The sequence below is a fragment of the Malonomonas rubra DSM 5091 genome, assembly GCF_900142125.1.
Classification (GTDB): Bacteria; Desulfobacterota; Desulfuromonadia; order Desulfuromonadales; family Geopsychrobacteraceae; genus Malonomonas; species Malonomonas rubra.
The window spans coordinates 22,172-43,027 of sequence record NZ_FQZT01000015.1; the positions used below are offsets into that span (position 1 = coordinate 22,172).

The following is a 20,856-nucleotide window of genomic DNA, read 5'->3' on the forward strand; positions in this document are numbered from 1 at the left end:
CTTAGCCTCGGCATCCCGAAACAGAACAGGAGATCTGTATGAAATTACGCAGTAAATTCATCCTGCCAATTACTGGACTGGTCATCGTCTCAGCAATCGTGGCTGTCATCAGTATTAACGGCTCGCTGAAAAGCCTGATCAGCAGTCAGCAGGAAACGCTGGCAGAGTCTGCCCACAAAAACCTCTCTACACAAGCCAAGGTGCGGCAGAATGCAATCTATGCGAGCATTGACCAGGTCGGCAAAGCTGCGTTGGGGCAGGCGGCTCTTTTTTCCGAGGTTCCCGAAATACAGGATGTTTACGAGGTCGCCCTGTCAGGAAATATTAACGACGAAAACGACATCATGATGCAGCAGGCCCGTCAGAAGCTGAGAATCGTCATGGGGGCCTATATCGACGGGTTGAAAAAGCAGGCCGGTGCCAAGGACTTCAGAATCCATTTCCATGTCCCCAGCAGCAGAAGCCTGTCCCGTTTATGGCGCAGCAACTGGCAGGCCATGCGAAATGGGCAAAAAGTCGATATCTCCGACGATCTTTCCTCTTTCCGGAAAACCGTGGTCCAGATCAACCAGGGCGATCATAAGCCGATAAGCGGCATCGAAGTCGGCCGCGGCGGATTTGCCATCCGTGGCCTCTCTGCAGTCAAAGGGTTTGACGGTGAACATGTCGGCTCGGTCGAAGTCCTGGGCTCCTTCAACCAAGTGCTCAAAGTTAACCACACTGACGACAGCTACCAGATTGCTGTCTACATGCTAGCGGACATGCTGCCGATCGCGACACGCTTGCAGGACGCAGCGAAAAATCCGGTTCTTGACGGGAAATATGTTTTCGTCTCCTCAACCAATAAAGATATCACCAACGGGATCATCACTTCGTCCCTGCTTGATGCCGGGCTCAGCGGTCACAGCGAACAGGTTGTCAGTAACCAGTTCATTACCAGCTTCCCGATTTCTGATTTCTCCGGAAAAACTGTTGGCGTCATGGCCCTTGTCTACGATATGACAGAGACCAACGCGCTGATCGGCAGCATCGAAAAATCAGGAAACAGTACAATCAATGCCATGGGATGGCGCTTCAGCATCGGAGCAGTGCTACTGGTGGTCATCATTTGCGGCACGATTTTCTATGTCACGCGCCGCGTGATCGGCCCCCTGCAGCTGGCAGTCGGCGTGGCCCAGCGAATTTCTCTCGGCGACCTGAGCCAGTCTGTCAATTACCAGAGCGAGGATGAGGTTGGCGAACTGGCCGGCGCCATTAACAAGATGACGGAAAGTCTCAAGGCGAAAGCGGAAGAAGCGAAACAGATTGCCCAAGGAAATCTACAGGTGCAGGTTTCTGTTGCATCGGAGCACGACACCATGGGTCAGGCGTTTAAGACGATGGTGGAAAACCTCAACGAAGTGCTGGGTGAAGTCGCCAGGGCATCGGACCAGATCAATTCCGGCAGCCAGCAGGTTTCCGACACCGCTCAGTCGCTGTCGCAGGGAGCTACCGAATCTGCCGCATCACTGGAAGAGATCAGCAGCTCGATGAACGAGATAGGTAGCCAGACCCAGCAGAGCGCGGAAAACGCCAGCCTGGCCAGCCAGCTCGCCGACAGTGCCCAGTCTGCAGCCCGTACCGGCAGCGAGCGCATGAGCACGATGGTCACTGCGATGAATGAAATTAACGAAGCTGGTCAGAACATCAACAAGATTATCAAAGTCATCGACGAGATTGCCTTCCAGACCAACCTGCTGGCACTTAATGCGGCCGTCGAAGCGGCTCGCGCTGGCCAGCACGGCAAAGGTTTCGCCGTCGTTGCCGAGGAAGTACGTAACCTGGCGGCACGCAGTGCAAAGGCCGCGGAAGAAACGGCCCAGCTAATCGAAGGATCGGTAGAAAAAGCCAACAACGGCACTCAGATTGCAGAGAAGACCTCGGAAGCCCTTAACGAGATCGTAGACTCCATCACCAAGGCGACTGATCTGGTCGCAGAAATCGCAGCTGCCAGCAATGAGCAAGCCCAAGGAATTTCCCAGATCAATCAGGGGCTCGGCCAGATCGACCAAGGCGTTCAGCAGAGCACGGCAACAGCCGAGGAGTCGGCGGCGGCGGCAGAGGAGCTGTCCAGCCAGTCAAGTTACCTGAAACAGATGATCAGCCGATTCAAGCTGGCGACAGATACGTCTTCGTTCCCTGCCGCGCCGATCGCGGCACCACAATCGGCGGCACAGGGAATCGGCTGGGACTCACTGCAGTCGCCTTCAGCAAAGGCAGATATCAAGCTGGACGATGACGATTTTGGCAAGTACTGAGACGATAGCAAACGAAAAGGACAGATAGGACGAAGCCCCGGGACATACCGGGGCTTCTCACTTTTAATCAGAATGCTGCAGAGACAGCAGAAATCTTTGTGCTTGGTTCAGAGGCTCAATTTATTATCGCGGCCTAGGCCCGCGACGGACCATACACCATGCCGATAATCTCCCGGGCTGTCTCCTCGACCGACTTATTAGTGGTATCGACAAGGTGCCATTTACGATTTTTCCTGGCAAGCTCGTAGACCATTTCCATCTCGTTGAAAATCCGCCCCAGGTCAGTGTATTTGTTGGTGGTACGATAATGCTTGACCCGTGCGCTGCGGATTTTCTGCAGCACTTCAGAATCCATCACCAGGCAGACAACGCGATTCTGATCGACCTGGTAGACCTCCTCCGGGATGGGCACCTCCGGCATCAGCGGCACGTTGACCACTTTATAGCCCTGCTGGGCAAGAAAATAGGATGTCGGTGTTTTCGATGTGCGCGACAGACCGATGATGATGATATCGGCTTCAAACACCTTCTTCACGTCCTGGCCGTCATCATACTTCATGGTGAACTCGATCGCTTCGATCCGCTCGAAATACTTACTGTCGACCCGACGTAGCAGGTTGGCGCCTTCTTTCGGCTCCCGCCCCAGGTAGGCAGTCAATTTCTCCAGCGGCGGTCCAAGGATGTCGTGATGCAGGATATCCTCTTCGACACAACGATCATGGACAAATTGACGAATTTCTTTTTTTGCAATGGTAAATGCAACGAACGCCTTGTCCTCTTTCGCGTTGGCCAGAATGGTATTTATGCGCTCTTTGTCGTCAACTCTGGAAAAAATCCGCAGGGCAGATGAGGGGAAGTCAAATTGGATCATACTTGCTTTCAGCAGGCTGATGGCACTCTGCCCGATGCCATCAGAGATAATGTAGACCAGTTTTTCGTCTTGCCCGTTCTGTCCTGTCATAAAGCTCCACCGCGCTATTTTTGAAAAGGGTTGATGCAACCTTTATTACACCGACAGCCCCCCTCGCGCAAGCACTGGAGAAAAAAGAGCCCATGACCTTTCGTCATGGGCTCCCTTGTTACTGTCCAGCATCAAGCCAATCTGAATCGCAGCGCAATGCCTTGCTCCTGCGAAGCAAATAGGCCAGGTAGCTGGGACAATCGTCGTATTCATCAGAGCAACAACGCATCCGTTTGCTGGTGCTCAAAGGTTCTGCAGCAACCGATGCCGTACAACGGTTTTCCTGGGCACAGTAAAAAGGGCAACGGTGTGATGCCAGAAAACCGGCGCTCCCCTCTTTTTCCGACGAATCCCTGGTTGCACGGTACACCCACTGGTTGATCATATTCTCCATGTTTCCTCCTCACTGCTCCCTTGAGCAGCATGTCTGCTTTATCGTTCGGTTCAGTCAACTTAAACCGCTGAAGTTAGCAAATGATGAGGAAAACTTGTCCCGTTCTTTAGCCTTCTTCGTCGTGGAAAGTTCGCTTGATCAGCAAGGCGACACAGCCGCCGAGCAGCAGCAGAACCACCACCGCGCCACCGGCAATTTTGCGCTTTTCAACCGAATCTTCGTAATCTTCAATCTGTTCTCGCGTGGTCGCCAAACCGGCATCGAACTCTGCCGTTTGCTTTTTGATCCGCTCTGGCGCAACCGTATGGAACAGGCGGCGGAAGCTGTTACGTTGAGAAAACAGGTCTTCTCTGAGTCGTTGCATATCGAAGCCAACGCGATGCAGATCAGCAACTGAAGCTTCTAGTTCGACCAATGTCGCTTCAGTCGCGCTGATGATCTGCTTAACCTGTGCCGCCCGCTCGTATTCGTGGCAGCGAGAGCAACTGTCAGGATTAATCAAATCGATGGTCGCCTTTTCAACAGCGTGATTGCCGTGGCAAACCACGCACTGTGGCCCCCACAACTCCAATGCCTTGCCATGCGCACTGGCCAGATAATCCTCTTTCACGCCCAGGTGGCAGCGTCCACAGAATTCGGGGACTTCGATATACTCCGGCACACCGATAAATCCGCGCTCCGGACTCATCGCCATTTCGAAGTCTGTCGGGTCACCACCATGGCAATCGTGACAGGAGATTCCGTTCTGTGCATGAATGCTGCCCCGCCACTGGCCAACCGGCGCCGACAGACGCTCTTCCAAACCGGCGTGGCACTGAAGACAAACCGTTTCTTCAGCCTGAACCCAAAGCGGCAGGAACAACAGGCAAGCAAGAATTACCGCCGACACTCGTCTCATCATTTTTAACCGCATCATGAGTAATGCCCCCACATCGACAAACCGACAAACAATAGAATTCCCAACAGATAAAGGCTGATAAAAATCGGCCGCTTGACCGGTCGGCGTTCCGGACCGCGATCGATAAAGGGAAGCATGGCCAGAAAGCCCATCGCCGCCCCCTGCGCTGCCAGCCCCAGGAATTCGCTCGGGAAAATCTTCAGCGTCTGGTAAGCCCAGAGGAAATACCACTCCGGCTTGATGTGTTCCGGCGTGGTAAACGGATCGGCAGGGGTCAGTGCATCGAGCGGGATAAACAGCCAGGGCGCGTAGAAGGTGATCGCTACCAGCAGCGCCAGGGCGAAAAAGACCACCGCCAGGTCTTTCACGGTGTAATGAGGATGAAAAGGGACACCGTTCGGATGTTCTTCGTGACCGAATCCGTACGTCAGTTTCGGTTGATATTCCTCACCAAAAGGAGGTGCAGAGATACCGATGCGACGCACACAGAACAGGTGGAATCCCACCAGCGCAAGGAACGCCATCGGCAAGCCCATCACATGCAGAGCGAAAAAGCGGCCCAGCGTCGCTTCACCAACCGACGGCCCGCCACGCAGAAACTCGATCAGAAAATCACCGACAATCGGAATCGCCCCGGCAGCATCGGTAGCAACCGTGGTTGCCCAGAAAGAAAGCTGGCTCCAGGGCAGCAGGTAACCGGTGAGGCAGAAGACCAGCCCCAGGTTAAACAGAATAAAACCGGAAACCCAGGTCAACTCACGCGGCCGTTTGTAGCTGCCCATGTAAAGAACCGACAGCATATGCAGTAGCAGGAAAACAATGATCAGGTTGGAACCGACCACATGTAAATAACGAATCAACCAGCCGTAAGGCACCTCATTCATAATCATGGTGACGCTGGCAAAGGCTTTTTCAGTATCAGGAACATAATAGACCAGCAGCAGGATACCAGTCAGAAACTGCAGCCCGAACATCGCCATCAGCACCGCGCCCATGGTGTACCAGATATTGATATTGCGCGGTAGCAGGTAACCGGTCAGTTGCTGGTGCAGCAACGCGCGGATCCCGATCCGCCGATCAAGCCAGTCAACCGTTTCTTTGTACGGATTCATTGCCATCTCCTCAACCGACCAGAATGTCTTCGCCATCGAGCGAAACCGGATAACTTTCCAAAGCCGTTGGCGGTGGCCCGCCAAGCACCTGACCGGCGGGAGAAAACCGTCCACCGTGGCAGGGACAGAGAAATTCCTGTTTATCATCAACCCACTTGACGATGCAGCCCAGATGGGTACAGACAGCGCTCAGAGCAAGAAACTCTCCCGCACTCGGCTGCAACAGCACCGCAGGTCGCCCCTGATAAGAAAAGAAGTGCGCACCGCCAACAGCAACCTCCTGGCGGGCAACCCGAACCAGGTCTTCCGCTGAGCCTTTGTCGATCGGTGACAGGTAGCGGAACAGAGGCCAGCCTGCGACTGCCGCAACGACAGCGCCGACCCCCCCGAGAATCACAGTGAGAAATGTTCTTCGTTCCTTGGGTGTTGCATCGTCCATAAAAAGCTCCTTGAACCGGTAAGGGCTTACTTCTTCGATAAGCGGGCCGAAACTGGGATTCTCAGTTGCGGCAGTTTTTGATAATCGGTGGCAATAATAATGTAGCCAGTCAATCGCTTCTTCCCTTCCGGGTACGTTGCTGTTACCAGCAGTTCAACTTCTTCGCCGTGCGGCAGGTCAAGCGCACTCAGCTCAGCCTTGAGTTCGGGATTTGTAGCTGTCGGCGCATGCAGGCGAATATCCTTCTGCCCCAGATTTTTCAGCCTGACCCTCGTCGTCAACTCTGTTCCCTCTTTAACCCGGCCCCACTTGATCCGGTCCGGTTCAGTCAGGATTTCAGCCTTGACTGTTCCGACCAGGCCAAAGCTTACTGCTTCATGTTTCGGGTCGTTTGAATCGATACTGATGGTCTTGTGTATCGCTCCTTTGAAATCAGTGGAATCAAAGGTAACGCGCAACTCACCGAAATCACCGGGGGCAATCCGCTTGGACGACAACATCGCTGCAGTGCAACCGCAGGAACTACGAACATTACCGACCTGCAGAATTTGATCACCGTTGTTATGAAAACGAAACACGTGATGAACCTTGTCACCCTGGAAAACGGTGCCGAAATCATAGGTCAAGGTCTCTACCGTCACACTGGGAGCAGCCCAGGCGGTAGAGAGCCAGAGTGAGCAAAAAACAATAGTGGCAAGCAGACGCTTCATCGATAAACCTCTCCTACTTTGGTCGACAATTCTAACAGCTCTGAATCATAGCACAATCCCGATAACAAAACAGTCATGACGACTGTCGGTTGCGATTGACAGGCTTGTATTCTTCTTGCTATAGAGTACATTTAATACATTTAATCAATGGAGCAAAAATCTTATGCCGGAGCAAACCCGCAGAATCCTCTTCTCCCGCGACAAAATAGCTCGTGAAATCAATCGCCTAGGGCAAGAAATCAGCCGCGACTACGGTGATGAAGAAATCATGTTGGTCGGTGTCTTGAAAGGCTCCTTTCTGTTTATTGCCGATCTGATCCGCGAGATCACATCACCCAGCGTGGTCGATTTCGTTCGATTGGCCAGCTACGGTTCCGGCACTCAGACCTCCGGCATTATCGAATTTCGCAAAGAACTGGAAATGCCGATCACCGGGCGTAACGTTATTATTGTCGAAGACATCGTCGATAGCGGCTATACACTTGAGTGTCTCTACAACAAACTGTTGCTGCAGAAACCAAAATCGCTGAAGGTCTGCACCCTGATCGACAAACGCGCCAGGCGCGAGGTCGAGATCGAGGCCGATTATGTCGGTATCAGCATGGATGATGGATTCATTATCGGCTACGGATTAGATCATGATGAGCGTTACCGTAATCTACCTGACATTTACGTTATTGAAGAAGAGTAATTGTCTTTAAATGATGAAGTGGACAGCCCCTCACCGGGCTCCGGAAAAGGAGAAGATCGGATGGTCATAGTCTGCCCTGAATGTTCGACCAAATTCCGTGTCAACAGCGAGCGGATTCCAGATGGCGGTGCAAAAGTCCGCTGCGCTCGATGCAAACATGTATTCCTGGCGCAGAAGCCGGTCGAAGAAGAAATCCCTGCGCCAGTGATCGAAAGCCCGGCGGTTGAAGAACCAACCGTTGCAGAGCCCCCGGTTCCTGAAGCGTTTTCGGTGCAACACGAAGCACCCGAAGTTGATTCGACAAGCGAAAGCGATTTCGATTTCGGTGCGGATGCAGAAGAAGAGCAGGACTTTCAGCCAGAACCAGCCCCGCTTGTTGAGGAACCGGAAACTGCCACCGATTCGACCTCGGAGAGCGACGAAGAGCCTTTCAGCGGCGATTTCAGTGGGGAGAAAGAGGAACCTGAAAGCAGTTTCAGCTACGATCAGTTCCGCGAACTCGATCCGGCAACAGCGGAAGAAGAGGACGACTTCAGCTTCGATTCCGAGCCCGAAACTGCTGAGGAGCTCATGGAAACCTCGGCGAACGCAGAAGAAGATTTCACTTTCTCTGGTCCAGCCGATGAGCAAATAGAAAAACCAGTAGAGCCGATTGAAGCTGTTGCGGAAGAAGAGGAAGAGCCAGCCAAAAAGAAGAAAAAATATAGCGACGAAGAGCTGACTGCGTTGTTCGCTGATGAGCAAGAGCAGGAGCCTGTTGCACAAGAACCGGCAGTGCCAGCGCCGACAGTGAAGAAGAGCAGTCCGCTGGGCAGCTTGATCCGCATCCTGTTGCTGTTAATTCTCGGTCTGGCGATTATCGGCGGTGCTCTCTATTTCCTGAACGGCCCGGAACAGATCGAGCAAGCGATCCAGCAATTGCTCGGCCAGCAGGTCCAGACGTTAGAACAAGGTCGGATTTCGCTGAGTGAGCTGGAAGGAAAATTCATCAACAACCAGGAGGCAGGCGAGCTTTTTGTCATCCGTGGCGCGGCAACCAACAATTACAGGGAGCCGCGCTCCTCTATCCAGGTCAAAGGTATTATCTTTGACCAGAACGGCAAACAGTTGCTGCAGAAGACCATCTTCTGCGGCAACCCGATCAGCGACCAGGAGTTGCAAACCCTGCCGTTCAGTAAACTGGAAGAAATGATGCGCAACCAGTTCGGCAAAGCCATGAGTAATGTAAAGGTCAACAACAAAGAAACCATCCCATTTGTCATCGCCTTTCGCGACCTGCCCCAGAACCTCTCTGAATTCAGTGTCGACATCGCCTCTTCCGAGCCAGCCGCTCAATAACCCCACCCTAAAAAATCAAAAAACATACAGGCACAAAAAAACGGCGACTATAAGAAATAGCCGCCGCTTTCAAATCTGTTCTGTATTAAAAATACAGGGTCGATTTAAGCTTCGCTGATAGCATCAACCGGGCAGGTATCAACACATGCAGCGCAATCGGTGCAGGCAGCTGCATCGATGGTGTAAATCGGGTCGCCGGCAGAAATAGCTTCGACCGGGCAGGAATCGGCGCAAGCACCACAAGCAATACATTCGTCACTGATTACGTAAGCCATTATTCTCTCCTCCTCAATTCGTGAGATATACAGCCTCCGAGGCGGAAGCTGCATTTTAGGTCGGCGACAACTTTACCCGATCTTGTTGCGGCTGTCTAGCCCAGAAAAACCCTTGCCAAGATATGGTTTTTTGGGCTAGATTGTACGCTCTTTTTATTCGGCAACCCCCTTACAGCACAGGGTTTTTGCCTTTTTATCAGATATCTCAATCTTTTCTTTAAGCAAAAATAAAACGATTTTTTATTTTAACTAAAATGTCGATTTGACAAAAAATGCGCTAAAGGAGACATAAACAATGGATATTCTTGCACTTAATTGCGGCAGCTCGTCAGTTAAGTACCAGCTGTTCGACTGGAAGAAAAAAGAAGTTATCGCCAAGGGGATGGTAGAACGGGTTACCATTGGTGATTCCTACATTATTCATGAAGTTCCCGGGCGCGAGACCTACCGCGAAGAATACGAGTGCCCGGACCACAAGACTGCTGTTCACCTGATTGTCAAAATCCTTACGGACAATGTGCACGGCGTCATCAAGGAAATGTCGGAAATTTCTGCTGTCGGTCATCGTGTTGTCCACGGCGGCGAAAAATTCACTTGCTCGGTAATGATCACCGACGAAGTTCTCGATGCAATCAAAGAAGTACAGCACTTAGCACCTCTGCACAACCCGCCGAACATCTCCGGCATTGAAGCCGCGCAGGCCAATCTGCCGGACGTTCCGCACGTTGCCATCTTCGACACAGCCTTTCACCAGACAATGCCGGAGTCAGCGTACACCTATCCTGTCCCCTACGAGTGGTACGAAAAGCACGGCGTACGGCGCTACGGTTTCCACGGCACCAGCCACCTGTACGTTTCCAAGCGTGCCGCCGTCCTGCTGGGCAAAGCCCCGAAGGATTGCAACATTATCACCATGCATATCGGCAACGGTGTTTCCCACACAGCCATAAAAAATGGCGTCTCGGTCGACACTTCGATGGGCCTCACCCCACTGGAAGGAGCCATGATGGGAACCCGCTGCGGCGATATCGACCCGGCAATCCCGGCCTTCATCATGCAGCGTGAGAACCTGACCCCGCAAGAGATCGACAACGTTCTGAACAAAAAAGCCGGCGTACTCGGTGTCACCGGTGAATTCACTGACCGTCGTGATGTCATTGAAGCCGCTGAAGCTGGCAACGAAAAGTGCAAACTAGCGCTGGAGATCGAAGGCTATCGCCTGAAAAAGTACATCGGCTCCTACTGCGCCGCTCTTGGTCGCCTTGATGCCGTTGTCTTCACCGCCGGTGTTGGAGAAATGGGTTGGCTGATCCGTGAAAAAGCCCTGGAGGACCTGGAGCACATGGGCATCAAGCTGGACAAGGAAAAGAACCGCAACACCATGACCCGGAAGGCGGAAACCATGATCACCACCGCCGACTCCCCGGTCAAAGTTTTCGTTATTCCGACCGATGAGGAATTGGTTTTCACCGAAGACGTGGTTGCGATTCTCGAAGAGACCTACACCGACCACATGAACTTCAAATACACCTTCGCCGAAAGCACTTTCCAGCGCAAGTAAATCGGCTCTTCAGTTGCACACCAAAGGCCGACAGGAATTCCTGTCGGCCTTTTTTTGCGCCTCAGGCATACGGGAAGCGAGAAGGGCTGCGCGCCCGCAGAATTTTGGCGTAAGTGCTCTGATCGTAAGCGCTCGCCAGCGCCCGCAACACTGCCATGTCACGCAAAATGCCACCGGTCATCCGCCCGACTTTATCCTGCAGCACGTAACGTAAAAGCTTATCGCGCAGTTTATACTTATTTTTTCGAATCTTCTGATAAGACGCAACTGTCATCTTTTTCAGCAGGAAGGCTCTCGCTTTGGTCTCTCCTTTCAACATCGCCCGAGAGGCCAGAGTCAGCTTACGACTCACTCCTTCCGACAGTGCCAGATCGATGCTGGTCACCGGTTTTCGCGACGCATCACTACTGCTCCTGGAGATCGCTTTGCGCTGATGGATAGTCATCTTCTCGACCTTTGACCAGTAGGGGAAGCAGCGCCGATATCGCCTGCTCCAACGCTGAGGTCGCTGGTGAATACTGATGTAGAATTCATGGAGCGAAACACCGACATCCCAGGCTTTTCTCACCCTGTTAGCCGCCAGGTCGAGGCCCTTCTCCAACGGCGTCAGCTTGGCTGCGGTCACCCCGCCGACAGTTGTTCCAGCAGGGATGAAAGCTCCTTTGCCAAAGCTGTGCGACATCTTCAAATGACGCCTGAGTGGAATTTCGTAGTGCGCTGCATTCTTCAGCTTGATCGCCGCGGACTTCTTGGGAAAAGCGTTCTTCGCCGAAGTGTAGATGTAGTCGCCGATGTTTGCGTTGCCCGCATGCATGCTTTCATGCACCAGAGTGACGATCGACTCGTGTGCCCTCGGTTTATCGAAACAATCATTCGACAACATGATGACATCTCGGTTTGCGTACCCTCCCAAGCCAACCTCTTCACTGTAACCGGAGCGATCGGTGCGAATCTTGTTATTACGATAAAGATAGGTCAGGCGAACAAGAGCCCTGGCATAATTTCTCTTTACTGTCGCCAGGTTGGCAGCACCAAAAATCTTCTTGATTTCCGTATCATGGCCGCCGAGGGATAGGGCCGTGAGGTGACCAGCCGTCAAACCGAACAGGGCCAGCAGTTTCATCCTTTCGGCACTATTGCGCGGCCCCACCTCAGTTTGCGAGGGATCCCCCAAACGCAGGACCTTGTAACTGTTATAAAGAGCTTCAGCCAGCAGAATATTCTGCTTGGTACTCGGCAGCTTGGCAAACTGAGCCGGACTTAAGGAACCGCGGGCCTTTTTCCTGACCTTTTTCTTCTGTGCCGGGCTTAACAACGCCATCGTCCGGCTAAGCAATCGCTTCAGGCCGGCATGGTGAGCGGTCTGATTTCGGCCACCCAGCAGGGCAGCCAATTCAGACTTTTTTGGCAGACGACGCCTCTGAATCGTGCCACTCGGCGCCGAACGGGAGATCTCGCGAAACGGCTGTAACTTTCCCGATTGTCCACCGCTCTGCTGCACCACATGAGTCAACTCGTGGGCCAACAGCTTTCTCCCCTGCGGTGAACCGGGCACATACTGACCGGCACCGAAAACAACATCCCGTCCGACCGTGAACGCTTTCGCTTGGACCGAGCGTGCCAACGTCGAAGCCTGCCCTCCCTCATGCACCCGCACCGAAGAAAAATCGGCTCCGAAACGCGGCTCGAAAAAAGACCGTTCCGTCGCTGCTAGCGGCCGCCCACCCCCTCGCAGGCTGCTGACCTGGGAAGAAAATTGCGATGATGCAACGCCCCCGGCCGCACCTTTTGCCTGGGCTGCTTCCTCTTCCTCCTCCTGCCGCTGTAGTTTCGCCTGAGCCTCTTCCTCTTCTTCCTGCCGCAGCAAGCGCTGTGGCTGAACCGGTTCCTCCTCTTCCTCAATCTGTCGTTGCAATTTCGGCTGCAGCGCTTCCTCTTCCTCTTCCTCGATCTGCCGCTGCAATGGTTGAGCTTGAGCTGCCTCTTCTTCCTCTTCGGCCCTCTGCGCCCTCAACGGCGAAATTCCAGCAACAACCGGGGCTGCAACCTGTGATGAATCGGGGGAGGCCATCACCCGATCGGCAACCCGATCCGCCTCCTGCTCATAGCGATCATTCGGCCGGCCGATCTTCAGCCTGGCCTGCGCCCCTGCTTTGTGCAGCAAACGACTGAGCTGCAGCGTCTCCATCGCCGGAGTTTTTCTGCGTCCTTCGACTCGGCGCTGAACCTTGGCTTCACCTGCTCTCTTCGCGTAAGTTTTCATTACTCACCCCTCTTCCTATTTACATTTAGCGCTCTGCTCTTGCCCGTACATCTCTTCGTCTCCATCGTCGCAACCAGCCAGCGACCTGGCGGACAAGCATATCGGAAACCCGCTCAAAAACGCGGACGACCGGTCTGCCCAAACGGCTGATGATCTGCCGCAAGCGCCCGGCCGCACCGCCGATTCCGACAAAACGTGCAAGGAAACCGAGAATCAGCGGGATGGTTCTAGCCAGCGCTCGCTCACCGAAAGTTGCCGCGCGTCCGGCGGTCCCAGCAATGAGTCGCCAGACAGAACCTGCAATATTTGCCACCAAGCCTCCGATCTGGCCGAGTCTGTCGACAAAGAAATTGACACTTCGGTAGATGGAGCGGATCGCGGCAATCACAGTCCCTGCCGGGTTGAAAAACTGTACTATGCGTGAAACTGCCGTTCGTATAATTCGGCTGATGAGAAAACTTCGCAGCGGTCCGAAAATCCGATCACGGAGACGTGTCACCGCCAGCCTCAGGAGACCGAAAGCCCGCAGCGGTCCGAGGGCAAACAGTCGGCGCACGGCTGCAACCCGACGTTGCATAAAGGCCACCATGTGCCGGCCGAAACGCCGCAGCAAACGACCGCGGACACGACGACGGAAACTGATACCCAGCACCCGCTCGACCAGCGAGAAAATCCGGCTTAGGTTGAGGCGCTCGCTGAGCAAACCTGCCACCCGCAAAACACGAGCAACCAGAGCAGCCGATGAACGCCGCAGAAAACCGGTCAGACGCAGCGCCAGGCGACGCAGCCCCCGCCACGCAGAACGCACCAGGCTGGTGGCAAACGCGATCGGGTTACGGGCGAGGCGCAGGAATACTGAACGAACACGTTGCACAAGAGACAGCACGCGTGACCCAAATCCCATCACCGCTTCGACAATCAATTCCTGAATTTTATGGCCGACACTGATGGCAAAGAAAAGGATTCGCTGCACCGGAGAGTAAAAAATTGTGATGGTGCGAGCGATAAAATCTACCGGGTTGAGAATGTCCTGAATTGACAAGGTCGCCCAGAAAGTCCTGAAAGCGTTGCGCAGGCTGGCCCGGATACCAACAAACAGTATCCGGTGAAATTCGATCCAGGCAAAAGCACGCGCCAGTGCGCCCGACTCCTGAAGATCGCGGAACTTGGCCCGGCCACCCGGGACAAACTCCAGCAGGCCACGGACCAGATTGACCGGTGAACGCTCGACGGCTTCACCGCTGATCGGGTTATGGCCGATCAGCATTGTTAACAGGAAGAACCCCGGTATACGCTGGGCCATGGCTGCCAAGCGGTCACGGAGGAGCTGCTTGAGCAGATCGACCAGCTGATGGAACACCGCCCCGGCCAGGCTACGCACGTCAGCCAGCAGCAAGGCAAGGTGCCGGGCGAGCACCCGCAGGTTATAAGGCACCGCATCGAGCCGGAAGAAATCCATCTCGCTACGCGCACTGGAAATAGTTCGACGCAGTCGTGCTGCGGTCAGGTTGTGACGCAGCAATTCAGCGCGCAGGAAGATCAACGTACGCCCGACCAGCCCCTCTTGCGTTATTTTCCGGTAGAGGGCACGGCCGTTTGCGACCAGTCCAAACAAAATACTGAGTAATTGATCCGCGGGTGGCGCGCGTGCGCCACCGGAAATCGGATCACTGCCAATAACTTGCGTCAGGAGAGTATAGCCCGGTACGCGCCGGGCAAGTGAACCCAACTGATCGCCGACGGAGCCTGCGAACCTTTGAACCTGCGTCCCCGGTGTTTGCAGGACCGTGATCTGCGGGGTCTGTGCCCGGTCTCGCGCCGAAACAATTCCCTGGCGTGCAGTTGCCGGTTCGTCCCCCTGTGAAACCTGGTATTGCGAACGGCCACGGATCACAACGCTTTTAGGGCGGAATTTGGCCTGCTTACTCCCCTTGGCTGGATCGATCCGACTGACATGTGGATACGGAATAGGCAATGGAACTGCCGGACTTTGGGGCGGCAGACGACTTACATCGGGAAAGGTCCATTGATTGGTTGCAGGAAGAGTATTGGCCGCAACGAAGACTGATGTTCGCATGACCCGCTCGCTCTTCTGTTCCGCTTCCTGCTCCTGCCGATCTTTCTGTTCTCCGCTTTTCAGTTTCGGCTGAACCTGCGCATTGCAGATAACACGACTGAGTTGAACGGTTGCAGCAGCGGGCGCACGGCTGGGGTGGGCGGATGCGGAAGCCTTGTTCCGTGCCGCAACGGTGGATTCTTTTTGTTTGGTTGCCGTTGCAAACATATTCCACCTACCGTTTCAACCTGCCCCGCGACCTCTTCGGAGGTCGCTTCGGGAATCAGCAGAAACTCGCCCGTGATTCAACTCCAGTTGCGCCACAAAAGGGACGCGCTCCCAGCAGTTAAATCGTTTTCCCTTCTTTCTGAAACTCCTTCCTGATCCCTTCCTGCAAATCTCCATTGGAGATTGTGCGTTCCTCCCTTTCCAACGCTCTCAACGTGGCATAGCGCACCACGTTCATAATCGATCCACCGGAGAGCTCGTAGCGCCCGGCGATCTCTTTCAGGTCGACCTTCTCCGCCAGATCGGTCTTTTCCGAGAACGCCGAGCGCCACAATTGCAGCCGCTCACGGGCATCCGGCATTGGGAAGTGGATGATCGACTGGAAACGGCGGACAAAGGCGTCATCCAGGTTGGCGCGCATGTTCGAGGCCAGGATCACCACCCCAGGATAATCCTCGACCCGCTGCAGCAGATAGGAGACTTCCTGATTGGCGAAGCGGTCATGGGAGCTGCTGATTTTTGTCCGTTTGCCGAACAGGGCATCCGCTTCGTCAAAGAACAGAATCCAGTCACGCAGCTCCGCCTTCTGGAAAATCTTTTCCAGGTTCTTTTCCGTCTCGCCGATGTACTTGGAGATCACCGCGGACAGATCAATGCGGTAGACATCCCGCTCGAAGCTTTTCCCCAGCAGACTGGCTGTCAGGGTTTTGCCGGTGCCGGGTGGGCCGTAAAACAGACTGCGATAGCCCGGCTTGAGTTTTTTCGCCAAACCAAGTTCGTACAGCAGGGTATCGCCATGGGCCAGCCAGGATTTTATCTCCAGGACATCCTCAAAAGTTTCCGGGTCAAGAACCAGGTCATCCCACTCCATTTCAGTCGTTATCCGCTTGGCGGGAAAATCGGCGCCAAACATGGGGCGTCCAACCTTGCCGGTGGTCACCAGCTCGATGATCTCGCGGTTTACACTCAGAATCCCGTTGAGGTGCGGTTCTCCCGGCTGCATCTTTTCCAGAGTGATAATGCCGTGTTCGGAAAAAACATGATCTGCATCGAACAGATAGTGGAATGAAAACCGCCGGGCCAGATCGTTGCCGGCCAACAGGAAGAGAGCTGTTTCCGCGCTCGGCAGGAACCCGCCGAAAGAAGCACTGCTGCGCCCACCGAACTCGGTAAAGTCGCGATTGCTGACCGAGTTCTTGGTAAAAAGGACATCGAGCAGTTGCGGCCGGACATGCGGGGTCAAAGCCAGGATCAAGACCAGGCGCTCAGCTTCGGTGAGCTGGTAATGCTGGATAAAACGCGCGAAGCTGGATTGATCATTCAAGGCCGGGGCCGATATTTCGAACACGTCCCGGTAGTCGCAGTCTTCCTCGAAATGCAACTTGATACGGGTATCAAGTACCCGGAACAGCCAGTCGAGCTCATCGTTCAGAGCGGTGGCATTCTGTAAAAAAGGGTCCGCTTTCATTGCTCACCATTCAACTATCAAAGGTCTTTGCATCCATGAAAAACGAATCATGCCGAGGCCCCAGGGCAACTGCTCCAACAGGATATCCTGAGGTTTGCGCTCGACCTGCAACAGCCAGCCTTCTCCCTGCTCTCGCAGGATGCCATCACGCTGGAGAAAACCGCTGCGCACTCCATTTACCGAGGTGTTTTTCAACACTGCCCATTGCGCAATGACCGCTTTGAGCAGATTTTCGCTTTCCTGCACCCACTGCTGGTTCGGCCGCAACCGCCGTGGCACTGGAGCATTTGCTGGAAGGCCACAGAGCAGCTTGTTCAAAAACAGCAGGTTCTCCTGCCCTGCCGGTCTCCCGGTGACCAACTGTTGCAACAGCAGAACCGACTCCACTTTTGGCTTCTTAGAGCCGTCTATCAACTTCTCGAGCAAATCGAGTTTTCGCAGGATTTCTGCCAGATGCGGCCAGAGCAGCACCAGTCCGGCATTCGCGACAGCGATATCTATTTCTCCTGCCACAGAACCTTTGCTGTCACTTTCTGCTCCCGGCTCTATCTCTTTTTCCCGCTGGTCCCGATCTAACTCCTGCTGACCGGAAAAAGCATCCGGCTGACGTAACATGTCTGCCAACAGGGCCAGGGTTGCGGGCATCAGTTTCAGCCCGGAAACGGTGCCATCAACCTCCTTCGCCAACTCGCGAGGCGAGACTCCGCTGATCCGCTCCAGGGAGGTGAAAAACTGACGCGCCAGCAAGTTCGGTCGCTCAAGCCACTGTTGGTTGTCGACAGCGATCATGCCGTAGATCAGCTTGAAACCAAGAGCCCGAGCTTGCTGGCCGCCGCCCCGACGCGCCAGCAGAAGACTCGCGACTTTACGCAGGTCAAAAAGCAGAGCGCCCATCTCCGCCGGCAGCAGCCGCGACAGGGTCAACTTGTGGCTGCGGTTGGAAAACTGCTCGACCAGCCGAACCAGGCAGTCCGGCTCGCTGATCGCCTGTCGCAAAAGCCGGCCGGCCGCATCCGGTGCCCTCAGCAAGAAAGCCTGGTAAAGTTGATCGAGTTGCCCGGAAGCCTCCCGCTGCAACCACCAGGGAAAATGTCCACTCTGAAGGAACTGTTCAAACAATTCTTCCAGGGAAGCGGCGTCGAGGTGGGAAGCAGGGTTCTGTTTGTCAGAAAGGCGCGGTTTCCGCGTTGCTAGAGTTGCAAGTCCTGGCGATTTTTCGTTATGCGGCAACTGGCCGAGGTGAGGCTGCAACGCTTCCCGCACCTTCTGCCTGACAAGCTGCGCCAAGTCATGCTCCAGATCGCTCCGCCTCAGTCGGCCTAAATCGATCTGCAATTGTTCAAGCCGCAGGTTCTGGCCACCCGCCAGTTCATCGAAAACCTGCTCCAACTCGGTCAAAATGACCTGCCTGTTTAACTCGGGCAAACGCTCCATCCAAAAGCGCGCATCATCCTGCGAAGCAAATTTAAGTTCCAGAATCTGTCGCTGGATCAGGTGCTCCATAACGCTCCTACTTCATAATCATCCTGTCGAGCATACTGGCCATGTTGGTCTTTGTTCCTGCTCCGCTCTGAATCTCAACCATGCTGGCCGACAGGGATGCCTTTTCCGCCGCGCTCATCCGGGCGCTGGCACTGATCGCCATTTCGACGAATTTCTCCTCTTCCGAACCGGGCAGGATATCTGAATCTTTGCTGCCGATCTCGTTGACCGCCTCTTTGATAATGCCACCGGTGACGGTTTCTACATCTTTACGCATCGCCTCTTCTGCAGCTGTCAGAGTTCCCTCTGCGGCCTTTTCGTCGACATAATCCAGATATTTTTCTGCCGCTGCGAGCATCTCGGCACGCGCCCCCAAGGCCTCCTCCAAGTAAGTTTCTTCGACCACACCGGCCGGAGATACTTTAGCAGTCAGGATCTGGTCGGCGATCGTTTCCTGGGTTCGCAGCCGCCAGTTGAAGGTTTCTACCGTCGCCTTCACCTCGTTGAACTGATCCGTCAACAGAGTCAGGTCATCACGCTGCACCATAAAATCATTGAGCAGAGTCCAGTTCGGTTCACTCTCTTCCGCCACTTGTTCCTCCGCTTCATCCAGCTTCGGCTGATCAACATGCCAGTACGGCAGGCAGAAATCAGCGACCACCTTTTTACTGGCGCCAGAATAAACCAGGATAAAAGTGCCCCCTTTCGGCGCACCGGCCAGGTGTTCCATTGCCGGTGCCTCCTTGAGGAACTGGGCGAACTTCGACAGTTCTTCAGCCTCTTCCGCCCGTTTCAGCAAAATCCCCTCGATCCAGCCAAGCCACTTGAACTTGGTATCATTGATTAATCCCTCGAAGGGGGTGAAAGAAGAGGCATAGGTCACACCACGCACATTTTTATTGATGGCTGCAGCCTTTTGCACTGCGCCGGAATAATGCAACTTGAAGTCGTTCAGTTTGAACTGGCTGAAATCGACCTTCAAGTCGTTACGGACCTGATCGAGCGACTGCTTCAACTCATCGGCCCCTGCTCCGATTGCCTTGTTATAGGAAAGGGTGTCGGCATGAACATCAGTTTCCGGTAATTTTTCCGAGTCCTCGACCGTAGCCTGGACCTTCTCGGTAAAATCGCGGATATTTTTGACATTTTCCAGCAGATCCAGGCGATGGAAACGATGCAGTGCCTTCAGCTCGCGGAGAGGAGCGAGCGGCCTTGGCTTGAAAGGGATCAACGCGGTCTCAACTTGCAAAGGCAGAACCTGAATCGGCAGATTGTAATCTTCGATCTGCTGCTTCAACGCGGCTTCAGCCTCTTCCACATCCCTTCCCAGGTGGCCTTCCACCCGGAAGAAATCGTAGCAATCAAAATCATAATTGAGCGGTTGTTTGGCCGCGGCACTGCCACCGAGAGTTTCGGCGTAATAGCCGTAAATCTCGCGCTGCAGCCCACGCTGGCTCAGTTCGAAACTCCAGTTGCCGTTCAGCGGGCGCAGCTTGTCCGGCTTATAGTAGTAGGGGATAGCCCGCTCGCCCAGCCCGGCGGAAGAGAGCAATGTCGGGGTAAACTTCAATTTCTCCGTGACCGCCGGCATCTCGAACAGGCGGATCATCCGGTCGAGTCGCTGATGCAAAAAACGGATGCGAGCCAGGGCCCGGTCCTTGCGATTGAGCTGTGGCGATTCATAAAAACCGTGGCGAACCTCCGAATAGTCACCGACTCCGCCGAGCAGCACATGCTTGGGGAACAGCTCGACCGGCGGCATGCAGATGAAATTATCCTCGAACAGCGCTTCTTTGAATTCACTGTAAGCGAGACTCAAATCGCGGAGAAAATCGTACAGGTACTGCACCCCGAACAGACTGTTCTGCACATGGTTCTGCAACGTCTCCAGTTTTTCTGCCCAAGCAAGCGTGGGGTTGGTTTTACCGTAAAGGTCACTGACCAGCATGCTGATCTGCTTTTGCCAGGTTTTCTGCAACCGCTCTTTCAGTTCGGGGATCGTTTGCAGGATGACATTGCGATAGGTGTTGCCAAGGTCGGTGTAATCGTCGATGTTGTCCGGCTCGAGAATTGGCCGGGTCATCACATAGCTCTCCAACAGCGGGTAACGCCGCCCGAGCAACGCCTCCGAACCAAGCAGCAACGGAGCGTTTTCGGCATCAACCAGCAACAGTTTCAGGTTGTTGCGCGCTTCTTTCCCCTTGTTATCGCAACCACTGCCGGTGCACAGGTCGGGATCGTAAAAGTAGCTCTCCAGGTAAAGCACCGCCACCATGTTGCTCAGCTGCCGCCCGGTCGTGGCAGTGAAACTACTCAATGCCGTACCACCTTTTGCCACCAACTCGTAGAGCGGCATGGTGATGTCATCGACCATGAAATGGGGGTAAAGAGCATCCTGATCAGTGAAGCTTTTAAACTGGCCGAAAGAGAGCGGCTCTTCGACATTCATCAGGTCGCCATCGGTGGTCAGTGCCGTTCCCGGGCTCAAACTCACCGCCGTCGCGATCATCTTGAGCTGCAATCCGCAGACGATGCCGACCCCGTGCAGCCGGGCCCGCGTCAACCGCTGCTGCCGATCGAGATAGCCGACCACTTGATTAAGCTGTTCAGCGGTCAGAACCTGGTTCTCTTCGAAGACCGTGTGTTCGGTCACCTGCGTGGAAAGCCTGTTTGCATCTGCCAT

Annotated in this window: 16 protein-coding genes; 4 read left to right on the top strand and 12 right to left on the bottom strand. The window is 54.4% G+C overall.

Going from position 1 to position 20,856, the window contains the following annotated elements; translation table 11 throughout:
• Positions 1-38: 38 nt before the first annotated feature.
• The gene (locus BUB13_RS15355) at positions 39-2,297 is read left to right on the top strand and encodes a methyl-accepting chemotaxis protein (protein WP_072909654.1); all 2,259 of its coding nucleotides are present in this window, start codon (positions 39-41) and stop codon (positions 2,295-2,297) included.
• 133 nt (positions 2,298-2,430) lie between these two features.
• Here BUB13_RS15355 and BUB13_RS15360 read toward each other — a convergent pair whose 3' ends face one another.
• The 6 genes from BUB13_RS15360 to BUB13_RS15385 all read right to left on the bottom strand — a co-directional run bounded on the left by BUB13_RS15360 (position 2,431) and on the right by BUB13_RS15385 (position 6,811).
• On the bottom strand, positions 2,431-3,258 hold the full coding sequence (locus tag BUB13_RS15360; protein ID WP_072909655.1) for a pyruvate, water dikinase regulatory protein: 828 nt from the start codon (positions 3,256-3,258) through the stop codon (positions 2,431-2,433).
• A 118-nt stretch (positions 3,259-3,376) separates the two neighbouring features.
• Positions 3,377-3,652: a hypothetical protein gene (locus BUB13_RS15365; protein ID WP_072909656.1), complete on the bottom strand. Its 276-nt coding sequence runs from the start codon at positions 3,650-3,652 to the stop codon at positions 3,377-3,379.
• 106 nt (positions 3,653-3,758) lie between these two features.
• Positions 3,759-4,568 carry a cytochrome c3 family protein gene (locus BUB13_RS15370; protein ID WP_244151889.1) on the bottom strand — a complete coding sequence of 270 codons (810 nt, stop codon included), beginning with the start codon at positions 4,566-4,568 and terminating at the stop codon, positions 3,759-3,761.
• Positions 4,565-5,662: a cytochrome b gene (locus BUB13_RS15375; RefSeq protein ID WP_072909657.1), complete on the bottom strand. Its 1,098-nt coding sequence runs from the start codon at positions 5,660-5,662 to the stop codon at positions 4,565-4,567. The genes BUB13_RS15370 and BUB13_RS15375 overlap by 4 nt, the downstream gene beginning before the upstream one ends.
• Positions 5,663-5,672: 10 nt before the next feature.
• Positions 5,673-6,101, bottom strand: a complete 429-nt coding sequence (locus tag BUB13_RS15380; RefSeq protein ID WP_072909658.1) for a QcrA and Rieske domain-containing protein — start codon at positions 6,099-6,101, stop codon at positions 5,673-5,675.
• A 26-nt stretch (positions 6,102-6,127) separates the two neighbouring features.
• Entirely contained in the window at positions 6,128-6,811 is a 684-nt protein-coding gene (locus BUB13_RS15385; protein WP_072909659.1) for a DUF1573 domain-containing protein, read from the bottom strand.
• 163 nt (positions 6,812-6,974) lie between these two features.
• Between BUB13_RS15385 and hpt the strand changes: the two genes are divergently transcribed.
• Positions 6,975-7,502, top strand: a complete 528-nt coding sequence (gene hpt, locus BUB13_RS15390) for a hypoxanthine phosphoribosyltransferase (RefSeq protein WP_072909660.1) — start codon at positions 6,975-6,977, stop codon at positions 7,500-7,502.
• A 60-nt stretch (positions 7,503-7,562) separates the two neighbouring features.
• The gene (locus tag BUB13_RS15395; RefSeq protein WP_072909661.1) at positions 7,563-8,840 is read left to right on the top strand and encodes a DUF3426 domain-containing protein; all 1,278 of its coding nucleotides are present in this window, start codon (positions 7,563-7,565) and stop codon (positions 8,838-8,840) included.
• 104 nt (positions 8,841-8,944) lie between these two features.
• On the opposite strand, the gene BUB13_RS15400 is transcribed toward BUB13_RS15395, so the two are convergent.
• Complete coding sequence (locus tag BUB13_RS15400) at positions 8,945-9,115, bottom strand: DUF362 domain-containing protein (protein ID WP_072909662.1); 171 nt, start codon at positions 9,113-9,115, stop codon at positions 8,945-8,947.
• A 295-nt stretch (positions 9,116-9,410) separates the two neighbouring features.
• On the opposite strand from BUB13_RS15400, the gene BUB13_RS15405 reads away from it, so the two are divergent.
• Positions 9,411-10,676, top strand: coding sequence for an acetate kinase (locus tag BUB13_RS15405; RefSeq protein WP_072909663.1), 1,266 nt, complete (start codon positions 9,411-9,413; stop codon positions 10,674-10,676).
• Between the two features lie 61 nt (positions 10,677-10,737).
• Here BUB13_RS15405 and BUB13_RS15410 read toward each other — a convergent pair whose 3' ends face one another.
• The 5 genes from BUB13_RS15410 to BUB13_RS15430 form a co-directional block, all read right to left on the bottom strand.
• Complete coding sequence (locus BUB13_RS15410) at positions 10,738-12,939, bottom strand: eCIS core domain-containing protein (protein WP_072909664.1); 2,202 nt, start codon at positions 12,937-12,939, stop codon at positions 10,738-10,740.
• Between the two features lie 25 nt (positions 12,940-12,964).
• Complete coding sequence (locus tag BUB13_RS15415) at positions 12,965-15,223, bottom strand: PAAR-like domain-containing protein (RefSeq protein WP_072909665.1); 2,259 nt, start codon at positions 15,221-15,223, stop codon at positions 12,965-12,967.
• A 118-nt stretch (positions 15,224-15,341) separates the two neighbouring features.
• Positions 15,342-16,691 carry an ATP-binding protein gene (locus BUB13_RS15420; protein WP_072909666.1) on the bottom strand — a complete coding sequence of 450 codons (1,350 nt, stop codon included), beginning with the start codon at positions 16,689-16,691 and terminating at the stop codon, positions 15,342-15,344.
• Positions 16,692-16,694: 3 nt separating this feature from the next.
• On the bottom strand, positions 16,695-18,194 hold the full coding sequence (locus tag BUB13_RS15425; RefSeq protein ID WP_072909667.1) for a contractile injection system tape measure protein: 1,500 nt from the start codon (positions 18,192-18,194) through the stop codon (positions 16,695-16,697).
• A 7-nt stretch (positions 18,195-18,201) separates the two neighbouring features.
• Positions 18,202-20,856, bottom strand: coding sequence for a hypothetical protein (locus BUB13_RS15430; protein ID WP_072909668.1), 2,655 nt, complete (start codon positions 20,854-20,856; stop codon positions 18,202-18,204).